Source organism: Salmonella enterica subsp. diarizonae, from assembly GCF_008692785.1.
Classification (GTDB): domain Bacteria; phylum Pseudomonadota; class Gammaproteobacteria; order Enterobacterales; family Enterobacteriaceae; genus Salmonella; species Salmonella diarizonae.
The window spans coordinates 86,584-100,819 of the sequence record NZ_VXJV01000012.1 but is presented as its reverse complement, the minus strand read 5'-3'; the positions used below and the strand labels follow the sequence as shown (position 1 = coordinate 100,819).

14 protein-coding genes are annotated in these 14,236 nt (G+C 51.2%); 11 read left to right on the top strand and 3 right to left on the bottom strand.

The window, feature by feature from the left end; genetic code table 11:
* Together F4V72_RS21455 and icd are read right to left on the bottom strand one after the other, a co-directional pair.
* The coding region (locus F4V72_RS21455) for a tyrosine-type recombinase/integrase (RefSeq protein ID WP_143191455.1) at positions 1 to 148 on the bottom strand (148 nt) is incomplete at its 3' end.
* 436 nt (positions 149 to 584) lie between these two features.
* Positions 585 to 1,835: an NADP-dependent isocitrate dehydrogenase gene (gene icd, locus F4V72_RS21450; protein ID WP_000444464.1), complete on the bottom strand. Its 1,251-nt coding sequence runs from the start codon at positions 1,833 to 1,835 to the stop codon at positions 585 to 587.
* A 171-nt stretch (positions 1,836 to 2,006) separates the two neighbouring features.
* On the opposite strand from icd, the gene rluE reads away from it, so the two are divergent.
* The 8 genes from rluE (at position 2,007) to F4V72_RS21410 (ending at position 9,856) form a co-directional block, all read left to right on the top strand.
* Positions 2,007 to 2,660, top strand: a complete 654-nt coding sequence (gene rluE, locus F4V72_RS21445; protein WP_023248266.1) for a 23S rRNA pseudouridine(2457) synthase RluE — start codon at positions 2,007 to 2,009, stop codon at positions 2,658 to 2,660.
* 9 nt (positions 2,661 to 2,669) lie between these two features.
* Entirely contained in the window at positions 2,670 to 3,131 is a 462-nt protein-coding gene (locus tag F4V72_RS21440) for an NUDIX hydrolase (RefSeq protein WP_023248265.1), read from the top strand.
* 53 nt (positions 3,132 to 3,184) lie between these two features.
* Positions 3,185 to 4,291, top strand: coding sequence for a tRNA 2-thiouridine(34) synthase MnmA (mnmA, locus tag F4V72_RS21435; protein WP_048591292.1), 1,107 nt, complete (start codon positions 3,185 to 3,187; stop codon positions 4,289 to 4,291).
* 86 nt (positions 4,292 to 4,377) lie between these two features.
* Positions 4,378 to 5,019, top strand: a complete 642-nt coding sequence (gene hflD / locus F4V72_RS21430; RefSeq protein ID WP_053509585.1) for a high frequency lysogenization protein HflD — start codon at positions 4,378 to 4,380, stop codon at positions 5,017 to 5,019.
* Between the two features lie 3 nt (positions 5,020 to 5,022).
* Positions 5,023 to 6,393, top strand: coding sequence for an adenylosuccinate lyase (gene purB, locus F4V72_RS21425; RefSeq protein WP_023248262.1), 1,371 nt, complete (start codon positions 5,023 to 5,025; stop codon positions 6,391 to 6,393).
* Between the two features lie 126 nt (positions 6,394 to 6,519).
* A complete protein-coding gene (gene phoP, locus F4V72_RS21420; protein WP_001537766.1) occupies positions 6,520 to 7,191 on the top strand; it encodes a two-component system response regulator PhoP in 672 nt (223 codons plus the stop codon).
* Positions 7,191 to 8,654, top strand: coding sequence for a two-component system sensor histidine kinase PhoQ (gene phoQ / locus F4V72_RS21415; protein WP_023248261.1), 1,464 nt, complete (start codon positions 7,191 to 7,193; stop codon positions 8,652 to 8,654). Before phoP ends, phoQ begins: the two co-directional genes overlap by 1 nt.
* Positions 8,655 to 8,734: 80 nt before the next feature.
* A complete protein-coding gene (locus tag F4V72_RS21410) occupies positions 8,735 to 9,856 on the top strand; it encodes a cupin domain-containing protein (RefSeq protein ID WP_023248260.1) in 1,122 nt (373 codons plus the stop codon).
* A 131-nt stretch (positions 9,857 to 9,987) separates the two neighbouring features.
* On the opposite strand, the gene pepT is transcribed toward F4V72_RS21410, so the two are convergent.
* Positions 9,988 to 11,214, bottom strand: a complete 1,227-nt coding sequence (gene pepT, locus F4V72_RS21405) for a peptidase T (protein WP_053509503.1) — start codon at positions 11,212 to 11,214, stop codon at positions 9,988 to 9,990.
* Positions 11,215 to 11,464: 250 nt separating this feature from the next.
* On the opposite strand from pepT, the gene potA reads away from it, so the two are divergent.
* Genes potA through potC form a run of 3 tightly spaced genes read left to right on the top strand, consistent with a single transcriptional unit; the run spans position 11,465 to position 14,218 of the window.
* Positions 11,465 to 12,601 carry a spermidine/putrescine ABC transporter ATP-binding protein PotA gene (gene potA, locus F4V72_RS21400; protein WP_023248258.1) on the top strand — a complete coding sequence of 379 codons (1,137 nt, stop codon included), beginning with the start codon at positions 11,465 to 11,467 and terminating at the stop codon, positions 12,599 to 12,601.
* Positions 12,585 to 13,442 (top strand): spermidine/putrescine ABC transporter permease PotB, encoded by an 858-nt coding sequence (gene potB, locus F4V72_RS21395; RefSeq protein WP_023248257.1) that lies wholly within the window; start codon positions 12,585 to 12,587, stop codon positions 13,440 to 13,442. The genes potA and potB overlap by 17 nt, the downstream gene beginning before the upstream one ends.
* Positions 13,439 to 14,218 (top strand): spermidine/putrescine ABC transporter permease PotC, encoded by a 780-nt coding sequence (potC, locus tag F4V72_RS21390; RefSeq protein ID WP_053509505.1) that lies wholly within the window; start codon positions 13,439 to 13,441, stop codon positions 14,216 to 14,218. Before potB ends, potC begins: the two co-directional genes overlap by 4 nt.
* Positions 14,219 to 14,236: the final 18 nt, after the last annotated feature.

Here is a 14,236-nt window from a genome sequence, read left to right as displayed (position 1 = left end):
ATAAGCGCAGCCCCAGCAACTCACTGGCCCGGAAGCCATGAATAAACGCCATCAGGATTAAGCAGCGGTTTCTTTCCGGGAAGGGCATTCTGTCAGTCGCTGACAGCAGTTTTTCGATCTCTTCTTGCGTAAGATATTTTCTTTTCACTAATCATCCTCATCATAATCAAGTAAGAAATAATTTAAAAAGTTACTGATCTGATGAGCTTAATTTTTTATTGAAAAACCTCTATGAGGAAACATCTTAAAATCCAGTTAGTTATTATCATGACATCAGTGTTTTGACTACATAGATTATTGTGTTCTCCGTAACTTGGGTGGATTGTAACTATCCGGCATAATCAATCTGCCAACGAAGGAGAACGCTATGCGTAAAGCTCGTTTTACTGAGCAGTAAATTATCGCTGTGCTTAAGTCGGTTGAAGCCGGACGGACTGCTAAGGATGGTCTGCCACAAGACCTGTATCTCTGAAGCCACCTGGTACAACTGGAAGTCTAAATAGTGAGAAGTTGAAGGAAGATTTTCCGAAGCAACAAAAACGGGAACGTTAAGTCCCCGTTTTTGTTTTTAACAATTATCGATATTACATATTCGCGATAATCGCGTCGCCAAACTCACTACATTTCAGCAGCTTAGCGCCTTCCATCAGGCGTTCAAAGTCATAGGTCACGGTCTTCGCGGCAATCGCGCCTTCCATACCTTTAACGATTAGATCCGCCGCTTCGAACCACTGCATGTGACGCAGCATCATCTCCGCAGACAGAATAATGGAGCCTGGGTTGACTTTATCCTGGCCCGCATATTTCGGCGCAGTCCCGTGAGTCGCTTCAAACAGCGCACACTCATCACCGATGTTCGCCCCCGGTGCAATACCGATACCGCCAACCTGAGCCGCCAGAGCATCGGAAATATAGTCACCGTTCAGGTTCATACAGGCGATAACGTCGTATTCCGCCGGACGCAACAGGATTTGTTGCAGGAACGCATCGGCGATAACATCTTTAACTACGATCTCTTTACCCGTATTCGGATTCTTAATTTTCAGCCACGGACCGCCGTCGATAAGCTCACCGCCAAACTCGTCGCGCGCCAACTGGTAGCCCCAGTCTTTAAACGCGCCTTCGGTGAACTTCATGATATTGCCCTTATGCACCAGCGTGACGGAATCGCGATCGTTGGTAATCGCGTATTCAATCGCCGCGCGAACCAGACGTTTGGTGCCTTCTTCAGAACACGGTTTGATACCGATACCGCAGTGTTCCGGGAAGCGAATTTTCTTCACGCCCATCTCTTCGCGCAGGAACTTGATTACTTTCTCGGCGTCTGCAGAGTCAGCTTTCCATTCAATTCCGGCGTAAATATCTTCAGAGTTTTCACGGAAGATGACCATATCAGTCAGTTCCGGATGTTTCACCGGGCTTGGTGTGCCCTGATAGTAACGAACGGGACGCAGACAAACGTACAGGTCAAGCTCCTGACGCAGCGCCACATTGAGAGAGCGAATGCCGCCGCCAACTGGCGTGGTCAACGGACCTTTAATCGCTACACGGTAATCACGAATTAAATCAAGAGTTTCAGCGGGAAGCCAGACATCCTGGCCATAAACCTGTGTGGATTTTTCTCCGGTGTAAATTTCCATCCAGGAAATTTTACGCTCGCCTTTATAGGCTTTCTCGACGGCGGCATCGACCACTTTAAGCATGGCTGGAGTGACATCAACACCGATACCATCGCCTTCAATAAACGGGATAATCGGATTCTCAGGAACGTTGAGTTTGCCGTTTTGCAGGGTGATCTTTTTACCTTCCGCCGGAACAACTACTTTGCTTTCCATTCACCTCTCCTTCGAGCGCTTCTGGTTTGCTCGTCTGTCATCGCGCTGCATGTGCAATGGCGTCCTGCTGCACGACTGCGTTAGAGCAATTTTTTGTTAATGTTTTGTAATGAGCATGTCAATACTACCCTATTGTTTGCCGCCATGAAAGATACTCGTTATTGCGCTATAATGCGGCAATTAATAAGTTCTGAAAATACCATGCAAAAAACTTCTTTTAGAAATCACTACGTTAAGCGATTCAGCTCACGACAGGCATCTAAACCACGGAAAGAAAACCAGCCAAAACGCGTGGTTTTGTTCAATAAACCTTACGATGTGTTGCCACAATTTACGGATGAAGCAGGCCGCCGCACGTTAAAAGATTTTATTCCTGTGCAAGGCGTTTATGCCGCAGGCCGCCTGGACCGCGACAGCGAAGGACTTTTGGTGCTGACTAATGACGGCGCGCTACAGGCGCGTCTTACGCAACCGGGCAAACGTACCGGCAAGATTTACTATGTTCAGGTAGAAGGCATCCCGGATCACGAAGCGCTGCAGGCGCTTCGTACTGGCGTCACGCTCAACGATGGCCCTACCCTGCCCGCCGGTATTGAGATTGTCGCGGAACCGGACTGGCTGTGGCCACGCACCCCGCCGATTCGCGAACGCAAAAATATCCCTACCGCCTGGTTAAAAGTCACTTTATATGAAGGTCGTAACCGCCAGGTAAGGCGTATGACAGCGCATGTTGGTCATCCAACTTTGCGCCTGATACGTTATGCGATGGGAAACTATACGCTGGATAATCTTGCCAACGGTGAATGGCGGGATGCGACAGAATAAGGAAAAAACATGTTTAAACCGCACGTGACCGTCGCCTGCATAGTACATGCCGAAGATAAATTTTTGGTGGTGGAAGAAACCATCAACGGTAAATCGTTATGGAATCAACCTGCCGGACATCTGGAAGCAGATGAAACGCTGGCGCAGGCCGCCGCGCGTGAACTGTGGGAAGAGACAGGCATTACGGCGCAACCACAGTGTTTTATCCGTATGCACCAGTGGATTGCGCCGGATAAGACCCCGTTCCTGCGCTTTTTATTTGCTATCAAGCTTGATCATATTTGCGCGACCGAACCCCATGACAATGATATCGATTGCTGCCGCTGGGTGAGTGCCGACGAAATTCTGAACGCGCCTAATTTACGATCTCCGCTGGTGGCTGAAAGCATTCGCAGTTATCAAACGGGACAACGTTACCCCTTATCCATGGTGGGCGAATTTAACTGGCCATTTACAGAGGGTGTCAAGTAAAGGGCTGCGTGGTAGAATACGCCGCCTTGAAGTTCAATGTCGCGAGTATTCCAATGTCAGAAAGCCCAAAAAAAGTGATCGTCGGCATGTCCGGCGGTGTCGATTCCTCCGTTTCCGCCTGGCTGTTGCAACAACAGGGTTATCAGGTAGAAGGCCTGTTCATGAAGAACTGGGAAGAGGACGACGGTGAGGAATACTGTACCGCAGCAGCCGATCTGGCTGACGCGCAGGCCGTCTGCGACAAGCTCGGCATTGAACTGCATACCGTCAATTTTGCCGCAGAATATTGGGATAATGTCTTTGAACTGTTCCTTGAAGAATACAAAGCAGGCCGTACGCCGAACCCGGATATTCTGTGTAATAAAGAGATCAAATTTAAAGCCTTCCTTGAATTCGCCGCAGAAGATTTAGGCGCCGACTATATCGCCACCGGCCACTACGTCCGTCGCGCGGATGTAAACGGCAAAAGCCGCCTGCTGCGCGGACTCGACGGCAACAAAGATCAGAGCTACTTCCTCTATACGCTTGGCCATGAGCAGATTGCGCAAAGTCTGTTCCCGGTTGGCGAGCTGGAAAAACCGCAGGTGCGTAAAATCGCCGAAGATCTGGGGCTAATCACCGCAAAGAAAAAAGATTCTACCGGCATCTGCTTTATCGGCGAGCGCAAATTCCGCGACTTTTTAGGACGCTACCTGCCCGCGCAGCCGGGGAAAATCATTACCGTTGACGGCGATGAAATCGGCGAGCATCAGGGTCTGATGTATCATACGCTCGGTCAGCGTAAAGGGCTGGGAATTGGCGGCACCAAAGACGGTAGCGAAGACCCCTGGTATGTGGTGGATAAAGACGTTGAAAACAATGTGTTGATTGTCGCCCAGGGGCATGAACACCCTCGCCTGATGTCAGTAGGCCTCATCGCCCAGCAACTACATTGGGTTGATCGTGAACCGTTCACCGGCACCCTGCGCTGTACGGTAAAAACCCGCTACCGCCAGACCGATATTCCGTGCACGATTAACGCGCTGGATGACGATCGTATTGAGGTCATCTTTGACGAGCCGGTTGCCGCCGTTACGCCGGGCCAGTCCGCTGTCTTTTACAGCGGCGAAGTCTGCCTGGGCGGCGGTATTATCGAGCAGCGACTGCCGCTGACGGTCTGATTATTCAATACACAACATCATTCAAGTCGCCTCAAAGCGGCTTAAAAGATGAAGTGTATTTTATTTGATACAAGGAAGCAGTGATTGTGGCAAAGAATTATTATGACATCACCCTCGCGCTGTCTGGCATTTGCCAGTCGGCACGCCTGGTACAACAACTGGCGCACCAGGGGCACTGTGATGCCGACGCGTTGCACGTTTCACTCAACAGTGTCATTGATATGAATCCCAGCTCTACTCTGGGCGTGTTCGGCGGCAGTGAAGCTAACCTGCGTCTTGGTCTGGAAACGCTGCTCGGCGTGCTGAATGCCAGCAACCGACAAGGACTTAACGCCGAACTGACTCGTTATACACTTAGCCTGATGGTGCTGGAGCGCAAGCTGTCATCCGCCAAAGGCGCGTTGAATACGTTAGGCGATCGCATTAACGGCCTTCAGCGCCAGCTTGACCATTTTGATTTACAGTCAGACACGCTAATGAGCGCCATGGCGGGTATCTACGTGGATGTGATTAGCCCGTTGGGCCCGCGCATTCAGGTGACGGGCTCCCCGGCCGTACTGCAAAGCCCGCAGGTTCAGGCCAAAGTCCGCGCCTCGCTACTGGCAGGTATCCGCGCAGCCGTGCTCTGGCATCAGGTAGGCGGTGGTCGCCTACAGCTTATGTTTTCTCGTCATCGCCTGACGACTCAGGCAAAACAAATTCTTGCTCATTTAACCCCGGAGTTATGATCTATGGAATTATCCTCACTGACCGCCGTTTCCCCTGTCGATGGACGCTACGGCGATAAAGTCAGCGCGCTGCGCGGGATTTTTAGCGAATACGGTTTGCTGAAATTCCGTGTACAAGTCGAAGTACGTTGGCTGCAGAAATTAGCCGCGCACGCAGCGATCAAGGAAGTTCCTGCTTTTGCTGCCGACGCAAACGGTTACCTGGATACTCTCGTTGCAAACTTCAATGAAGAAGATGCCGCGCGCATTAAAACCATTGAGCGCACCACTAATCACGATGTGAAAGCGGTTGAGTATTTTCTGAAAGAAAAAGTCGCCGCGATCCCGGCGCTACATGCCGTTTCCGAGTTTATCCACTTTGCCTGCACCTCTGAGGACATTAACAACCTGTCACACGCGTTAATGCTCAAAACCGCGCGCGATGAAGTGATCCTGCCCTACTGGCGTCAGGTGATTAACGCGGTGAAAGATCTCGCCACGCAGTATCGCGACATTCCTCTGCTCTCCCGCACCCACGGCCAGCCAGCAACGCCTTCCACCCTGGGTAAAGAGATGGCGAACGTGGCATATCGTATGGAGCGTCAGTTTCGCCAGCTAAACCAGGTGGAGATCCTCGGTAAAATTAACGGCGCCGTAGGTAACTATAACGCGCATATCGCCGCCTATCCGGAAGTTGACTGGCATCAGTTCAGCGAAGAATTCGTCACCTCGCTGGGCATCCAGTGGAACCCCTATACCACCCAGATTGAACCGCATGATTATATTGCGGAACTGTTTGACTGTATCGCGCGCTTTAACACCATTCTGATCGACTTCGATCGCGATGTCTGGGGCTATATTGCGTTAAACCATTTCAAACAGAAAACCATCGCCGGGGAGATCGGTTCTTCCACCATGCCGCATAAGGTTAACCCCATTGACTTTGAAAACTCAGAAGGCAACCTGGGTCTGTCTAATGCGGTGTTACACCATCTGGCAAACAAACTGCCGGTTTCCCGTTGGCAGCGCGATCTGACCGACTCAACCGTCCTGCGTAACCTGGGCGTCGGCATCGGCTATGCGCTTATCGCTTATCAGTCCACCCTGAAGGGCGTCAGCAAGCTGGAAGTGAACCGCGATCGTCTGCTTGACGAACTGGATCACAACTGGGAAGTATTAGCCGAACCGATCCAGACCGTCATGCGCCGCTATGGTATTGAAAAACCCTATGAAAAACTGAAAGAATTGACCCGAGGCAAGCGTGTCGATGCCGAAGGAATGAAACAGTTTATTGATAGTCTGGCCCTGCCGGAAGCTGAAAAAACGCGCCTTAAAGCCATGACGCCGGCAAATTATATCGGTCGCGCCGTGACTCTGGTCGACGAACTTAAATAATGCGTGCCTCACCCTCTTTTCTTCAGAAAGAGGGTGACTATTTGTCTGGTTTATTAACTGTTTATCCCCAAAGCACCATAATCAACGCTAGACTGTTCTTATTGTTAACACAAGGGAGAAGAGATGATGCGCGTACTGGTTGTAGAGGATAATGCATTATTACGCCACCACCTGAAGGTTCAGCTCCAGGATTCAGGTCACCAGGTCGATGCCGCAGAAGATGCCAGGGAAGCAGATTACTACCTTAATGAGCACCTTCCGGATATCGCTATTGTCGATTTAGGTCTGCCGGATGAAGACGGTCTTTCCTTAATACGCCGCTGGCGCAGCAGTGATGTTTCACTGCCAGTGCTGGTGTTAACCGCGCGCGAAGGCTGGCAGGATAAAGTTGAGGTTCTCAGCTCCGGGGCCGATGATTACGTGACGAAGCCGTTCCACATCGAAGAGGTAATGGCGCGTATGCAAGCGTTAATGCGGCGTAATAGCGGCCTGGCCTCCCAGGTGATCAACATCCCGCCTTTCCAGGTGGATCTCTCACGTCGGGAATTATCCGTCAATGAAGAGGTCATCAAACTCACGGCGTTCGAATACACCATTATGGAAACGCTTATCCGTAACAACGGTAAAGTGGTCAGCAAAGATTCGCTGATGCTTCAACTGTATCCGGATGCGGAACTGCGGGAAAGCCATACCATTGATGTCCTGATGGGGCGTCTGCGAAAAAAAATACAGGCCCAGTATCCGCACGATGTCATTACCACCGTACGCGGACAAGGATATCTTTTTGAATTGCGCTAATGAATAAATTTGCTCGCCATTTTCTGCCGCTGTCGCTACGGGTTCGTTTTTTGCTGGCGACAGCCGGCGTCGTGCTGGTGCTTTCTCTGGCGTATGGCATGGTTGCGCTGGTCGGCTATAGTGTGAGTTTTGATAAAACCACATTTCGTCTGCTGCGCGGCGAAAGCAATCTGTTTTATACCCTCGCTAAATGGGAAAATAATAAAATCAGCGTTGAGCTGCCTGAACATCTGGACATGCAAAGCCCAACCATGACGCTGATTTACGATGAAACGGGCAAATTATTATGGACGCAGCGCAACATTCCCTGGCTGATTAAAAGTATTCAACCGGAATGGTTAAAAACGAACGGCTTCCATGAAATTGAAACTAACGTAGACGCCACCAGCACGCTGTTGAGCGAAGACCATTCCGCGCAGGAAAAACTAAAAGAAGTACGTGCAGATGACAATGATGCGGAAATGACCCACTCAGTAGCGGTGAATATTTATCCTGCTACGGCGCGGATGCCGCAGTTAACGATTGTGGTGGTCGATACCATTCCGATAGAGCTAAAACGCTCATATATGGTGTGGAGCTGGTTCGTGTATGTGCTGGCCGCCAATTTATTATTAGTCATTCCTTTACTGTGGATCGCCGCCTGGTGGAGCTTACGCCCTATCGAGGCGCTGGCGCGGGAAGTTCGTGAGCTTGAAGATCATCACCGCGAAATGCTCAATCCGGAGACGACGCGTGAGCTGACCAGCCTGGTGCGTAACCTTAATCAACTGCTAAAAAGTGAGCGTGAACGTTACAACAAATACCGCACGACCCTGACCGACCTGACGCATAGTTTAAAAACGCCGCTCGCGGTTTTGCAGAGTACGTTACGCTCTTTACGCAACGAGAAGATGAGCGTCAGCAAAGCCGAACCGGTGATGCTGGAACAGATCAGCCGGATTTCTCAGCAGATTGGCTATTATTTGCATCGCGCCAGTATGCGCGGTAGCGGTGTTTTGTTAAGCCGCGAACTACATCCCGTCGCGCCGCTGTTAGATAACCTGATCTCCGCGCTAAATAAAGTTTATCAGCGTAAAGGCGTGAATATCAGTATGGATATTTCACCGGAGATCAGTTTTGTCGGCGAGCAAAACGATTTTGTCGAAGTGATGGGCAACGTCCTGGACAACGCTTGTAAATATTGTCTGGAGTTTGTCGAGATTTCGGCTCGCCAGACCGACGATCATTTGCATATTTTCGTCGAAGATGACGGCCCAGGCATTCCCCACAGTAAACGTTCCCTGGTGTTTGATCGCGGTCAGCGCGCCGATACCCTACGACCAGGACAAGGCGTGGGGCTGGCTGTCGCTCGCGAGATTACGGAACAATACGCCGGGCAGATCATCGCCAGCGACAGTCTGCTCGGCGGTGCCCGCATGGAGGTCGTTTTTGGCCGACAGCATCCCACACAGAAAGAGGAATAAACATTTCTGTGCGTTCTTCCACGCATCTCGTTAAGCATCCGTTATAATCGGTGTCAGATACCAGCCTGCGGATACTTAACATGGAATACCAATTGACTCTTAACTGGCCCGACTTTCTTGAACGCCACTGGCAAAAACGTCCGGTGGTCTTAAAACGTGGGTTTACCAACTTTATCGATCCGCTCTCGCCGGATGAGCTGGCGGGGCTGGCGATGGAAAGCGAAATCGACAGTCGTCTCGTTAGCCATCAGGATGGCAAATGGCAGGTCAACCACGGCCCTTTCGAAAGCTACGATCATCTGGGTGAGAGCAACTGGTCGCTGCTGGTGCAGGCGGTAAACCACTGGCACGAACCAACCGCCGCGTTGATGCGCCCGTTCCGCGCGCTGCCGGACTGGCGTATCGACGATCTGATGATCTCCTTTTCCGTTCCCGGCGGCGGCGTAGGCCCGCACCTGGATCAGTATGATGTGTTTATTATCCAGGGAACCGGTCGCCGTCGCTGGCGCGTGGGCGAAAAGCTGCAAATGCGTCAGCACTGCCCGCATCCCGACCTACTGCAGGTCGATCCGTTCGACGCCATTATTGACGAAGAACTGGAACCGGGCGACATTCTGTATATTCCGCCTGGATTCCCGCATGAAGGTTATGCCCTGGAAAACGCCATGAACTATTCGGTCGGTTTTCGCGCGCCCAATAGCCGTGAGTTGATCAGCGGTTTTGCCGATTACGTCCTGCAACGGGAGCTGGGCAACACATACTACAGCGACCCGAATATGCCGTCTCGCGAACATCCGGCGGATATCCTGCCGCAGGAGATGGATAAACTGCGCAATATGATGCTCGATTTGATCAATCAACCCGCGCATTTCCAGCAGTGGCTTGGCGAGTTTATCTCCCAGTCACGCCATGAACTGGATATCGCGCCGCCGGAGCCGCCGTATCAGCCTGATGAAATTTACGATGCCTTAAAGCAAGGCGAGGCATTGGTACGTCTCGGCGGGCTTCGCGTATTGCGTATCGGCGATGATGTCTATGCGAATGGCGAAAAAATAGACTCCCCGCACCGCCCCGCTCTGGAGGCGCTCGCCAGCCATATGGTACTGTCCGCCGACAACTTCGGCGCTGCGCTGGAAGACCCGTCTTTTCTCGCGATGCTGGCGGCGCTGGTGAACAGCGGATACTGGTTCTTCGAAGGATAAATTAACTGTAGCGCCGGATGGCGCTTCGCTTATCAGGCCTACAGGGTCAGCGATCCTGTAGGCCTGATAAGACGCGTTAGCGGCGTCATCTGACTTTGCGCCATCCGGCACTCAATCATCCGGCCGCAACATTACGGCTGCTTCGCCGTCAGCTCCGCAATGCGTACAATCACCTGTACCGCTTTTTCCATCCCTTCCAGCGTCACAAACTCATGTTTACCATGATAGTTATATCCGCCAGTAAAGAGATTAGGGCACGGCAGGCCCATAAACGAAAGCTGCGCCCCATCGGTACCGCCGCGAATCGGTTTCATCTCCGGCGTAATATGACAGTCGCGCATGGCCTGCTGGGCGATATCGAGAATATGCGGATACTCAACCACTTTGTCGCGCATATTGTAATAACTGTCTTCAATCACCAGTTCGATGTAGCAGTCCGGATGCAGCCCCTTACCGACTTTTTTGGCAATCTCCATCATTTTGCGTTTGCGCGCTTCAAATTGCTTACGGTCGAAATCGCGAATAATGTAATGCATGTCGGCCCGGTCAACGGTGCCCTTCATGCTGGCCAGATGATAAAACCCTTCGTAGCCTTCGGTGGTTTCAGGCGCTTCATCCGTCGGCACTTCCGCGTGAATCCTCGCCGCCAGCGACAGCGCATTGACCATTACGCCTTTCGCCGTACCGGGATGCACGTTATTGCCGACAATTTTGATATTCACCGAGGCGGCATTGAAGTTTTCAAACTCCAGCTCTCCCACGCCACCACCGTCGACCGTATAGGCCCACTGCGCGCCAAAGGCCTCAACGTCAAAGTGCTTCGCGCCTTTCCCTACCTCTTCGTCAGGCGTAAACGCCACTTTAATTTCGCCGTGGGGAATATTATTCCCTTTCAGCACCGCCAGCGCGGTCATGATCTCCGCAACACCGGCTTTATCGTCCGCACCCAGCAATGTCTTACCATCGGTAGTAATCAGCGTCTGTCCCAGCAATTGATGCAGTACCGGGAACATCACGGGTGACAACACCTCATCGCCAATCCCTAATGCAATATCGCCGCCGCGGTAATTCTCGACAATCTGCGGGTTAACGTTTTTACCGCTGAAATCCGGAGAGGTATCCACATGGGAGATAAAACCAATGGCGGGAATATCACCCTCAACATTGGCCGGGAGCGTCGCCATCAACGTCCCTTTTTCGCTTAATGTAATGTTAACCAGCCCCATCTCTTCGAGCTGCTGTTTGAGCAAACGTAGTAACTTCCACTGTCCCTCAGTGCTGGGAACCTGCCGAACACCCGACTTTGATTGGGTATCCAGCGATACGTAGTGTAAAAAACGCTCAAGTAGTTTATCCATGCAGTCACCCTCACTTTTCGTGACAACATTATTCATAAGCAAGAAAAGACAAATATTGCGTCAGGTCACTTTTATCCCTGCAAACAAGAATATTTCACTTTGACACGCTTTCTGACTATAAAGCTAAGTCAGTAATTCGCAACAAGGATTGGCGATTACAGTGGTTTGCCGTAGAATGACCGCCCTCATTAAGAGTGATTAAGGTGGTTAACCACAAACCCCGCAGCGGTCAGCCATCCGTTGCGTCTACATGGGACAGAGTAAGAAATTGAATAAACAACCGCGTTCGCTTTCACCGCTGGTGCTTTTGTCGGGAATTAGCAAAAGTTTCGATGGCAAAGAGGTCATTTCGCAACTGGATCTGACCATTAACAACGGCGAATTCCTCACGCTGCTTGGCCCTTCCGGCTGTGGTAAAACAACCGTTCTTCGCCTGATTGCCGGTCTGGAAACCGTTGATGCCGGGCATATTATGTTGGATAACCAGGATATTACCCACGTTCCCGCCGAAAATCGTTATGTGAATACCGTATTTCAAAGCTACGCTTTATTTCCGCATATGACGGTGTTTGAAAATGTCGCGTTTGGCTTACGAATGCAAAAAACACCCGCTGCCGAGATAGCGCCTCGCGTAACCGACGCGCTGCGTATGGTGCAGCTTGAAGAATTTGCACAACGTAAGCCGCACCAGCTTTCCGGCGGACAGCAGCAGCGTGTGGCTATCGCCCGCGCGGTAGTGAATAAGCCTCGTCTGTTATTACTGGATGAGTCGCTCTCCGCGCTGGACTATAAATTGCGCAAACAAATGCAAAACGAGCTTAAAGCATTACAGCGTAAACTCGGTATCACGTTTGTTTTTGTCACTCACGATCAGGAAGAAGCGCTAACCATGTCCGATCGTATCGTGGTAATGCGTAATGGCGTTATTGAGCAAGACGGCACGCCGCGTGAAATCTATGAAGAGCCTAAAAATCTGTTTGTCGCTGGTTTCATCGGTGAAATTAACCGCTTTGACGCTACCGTCATTGAACGGCTTGATGAGCAGCGCGTCCGCGCCAATGTCGAAGGTCGGGAGTGCAATATTTACGTCAATTTCGCTGTCGAACCAGGTCAAAAGCTGAATGTCCTGCTGCGACCCGAAGATCTACGCGTCGATGAGATCAACGATGATAACCACATCGAAGGGCTTATCGGCTACGTACGCGAGCGCAATTACAAAGGTATGACGCTGGAGTCGGTGGTTGAACTGGAAAATGGCAAAATGGTGATGGTCAGCGAATTCTTCAACGAAGACGATCCTGACTTCGACCATTCACTTGACCAAAAAATGGCCATTAATTGGGTAGAAAGCTGGGAGGTCGTACTGGCTGATGAAGAACACAAGTAAATTCCAGAATGTAGTGATTGTCACTATCGTCGGTTGGCTTGTGTTGTTTGTCTTTCTGCCCAACCTGATGATCATTGGCACCAGCTTTCTGACCCGTGACGACGCCAGGTTCGTCAAGATGGTCTTTACGCTGGATAACTATGCGCGCCTGCTCGATCCGCTCTATTTTGAAGTGCTTCTGCACTCTCTGAATATGGCGCTGATCGCCACCCTCTCCTGCCTGGTGCTGGGCTATCCTTTTGCCTGGTTTCTGGCGAAGCTACCGGAAAAGATACGCCCGTTATTGCTGTTTTTGCTGATCGTTCCTTTCTGGACCAACTCGCTGATCCGCATCTATGGGCTGAAAATTTTTCTGAGCACTAAAGGCTATCTCAATGAATTCCTGTTGTGGCTGGGTGTGATTGATACGCCGATTCGCATCATGTTCACCCCGAGCGCAGTTATTATCGGCCTGGTTTACATTTTACTGCCGTTTATGGTCATGCCGCTCTACTCCAGCATTGAGAAGCTCGATAAACCGCTACTGGAGGCCGCACGCGATCTCGGTGCCAGTAAAATACAAACGTTCATCCGCATCATTATTCCATTGACCATGCCGGGCATTGTCGCCGGTTGCCTGCTGGTGATGCTGCCGGCAATGGGACTGTTTTACGTCTCCGATTTGATGGGTGGCGCGAAAAACCTGCTGATTGGCAACGTGATTAAGGTGCAGTTCCTGAATATCCGCGACTGGCCGTTTGGTGCGGCCACCAGCATTACGCTGACCATCGTGATGGGACTGATGCTGCTGATTTACTGGCGGGCTTCCCGCTTGTTGAATAAGAAGGTGGAACTTGAATGATCGGTCGACTGCTGCGTGGCGGTTTCATGACTGCCATCTACGCGTATCTGTATATTCCCATCATTATTCTGATTGTGAACTCCTTCAACAGTTCGCGGTTCGGCATTAACTGGCAGGGCTTTACCACTAAATGGTACGAACTGCTGGTCAATAACGACAGTCTGTTGCAGGCCGCTCAACATTCGCTGACGATGGCGATTTTCTCAGCAACCTTCGCCACGCTAATCGGCTCGCTGACAGCGGTGGCGCTTTATCGCTACCGCTTTCGCGGGAAGCCATTCGTCAGCGGGATGCTGTTTGTGGTGATGATGTCGCCGGATATCGTGATGGCGATCTCCTTGCTGGTGCTGTTTATGTTACTCGGCATTCAACTGGGCTTTTGGTCGTTGCTATTCTCGCATATCACCTTTTGCCTGCCGTTTGTGGTCGTCACGGTCTATTCGCGCCTGAAAGGCTTTGATGTCAGAATGCTGGAGGCCGCAAAAGACCTGGGGGCCAGTGAGGTAACGATTTTACGTAAAATCATTCTGCCGCTGGCGATGCCAGCGGTGGCGGCGGGCTGGTTGCTGAGCTTTACGTTGTCGATGGACGATGTGGTGGTCTCGTCGTTTGTCACCGGGCCGGGCTATGAAATTTTACCCTTAAAGATTTATTCCATGGTAAAAGTCGGCGTTTCACCAGAAGTGAACGCGCTGGCGACCGTGTTATTGGTGCTGTCTCTGGTAATGGTCATTGCCAGCCAGCTTATTGCTCGTGATAAAACCAAGGGCCGGTAAGGCCCGTAATTCAGGGGA

Excerpts from the sequence above, each read along its gene's own strand:
- potB (WP_023248257.1), top strand. The coding sequence starts at position 12,585 with ATGAAGAACACAAGTAAATTCCAGAATGTAGTGATTGTCACTATCGTC.
- phoP (WP_001537766.1), top strand. The coding sequence starts at position 6,520 with ATGCGCGTACTGGTTGTAGAGGATAATGCATTATTACGCCACCACCTG.
- rluE (WP_023248266.1), top strand. The coding sequence starts at position 2,007 with ATGCGGCAATTAATAAGTTCTGAAAATACCATGCAAAAAACTTCTTTT.
- potA (WP_023248258.1), top strand. The coding sequence starts at position 11,465 with ATGGGACAGAGTAAGAAATTGAATAAACAACCGCGTTCGCTTTCACCG.
- potC (WP_053509505.1), top strand. The coding sequence starts at position 13,439 with ATGATCGGTCGACTGCTGCGTGGCGGTTTCATGACTGCCATCTACGCG.
- pepT (WP_053509503.1), bottom strand. The coding sequence starts at position 11,214 with ATGGATAAACTACTTGAGCGTTTTTTACACTACGTATCGCTGGATACC.
- F4V72_RS21410 (WP_023248260.1), top strand. The coding sequence starts at position 8,735 with ATGGAATACCAATTGACTCTTAACTGGCCCGACTTTCTTGAACGCCAC.
- icd (WP_000444464.1), bottom strand. The coding sequence starts at position 1,835 with ATGGAAAGCAAAGTAGTTGTTCCGGCGGAAGGTAAAAAGATCACCCTG.
- phoQ (WP_023248261.1), top strand. The coding sequence starts at position 7,191 with ATGAATAAATTTGCTCGCCATTTTCTGCCGCTGTCGCTACGGGTTCGT.
- F4V72_RS21440 (WP_023248265.1), top strand. The coding sequence starts at position 2,670 with ATGTTTAAACCGCACGTGACCGTCGCCTGCATAGTACATGCCGAAGAT.
- mnmA (WP_048591292.1), top strand. The coding sequence starts at position 3,185 with ATGTCAGAAAGCCCAAAAAAAGTGATCGTCGGCATGTCCGGCGGTGTC.
- purB (WP_023248262.1), top strand. The coding sequence starts at position 5,023 with ATGGAATTATCCTCACTGACCGCCGTTTCCCCTGTCGATGGACGCTAC.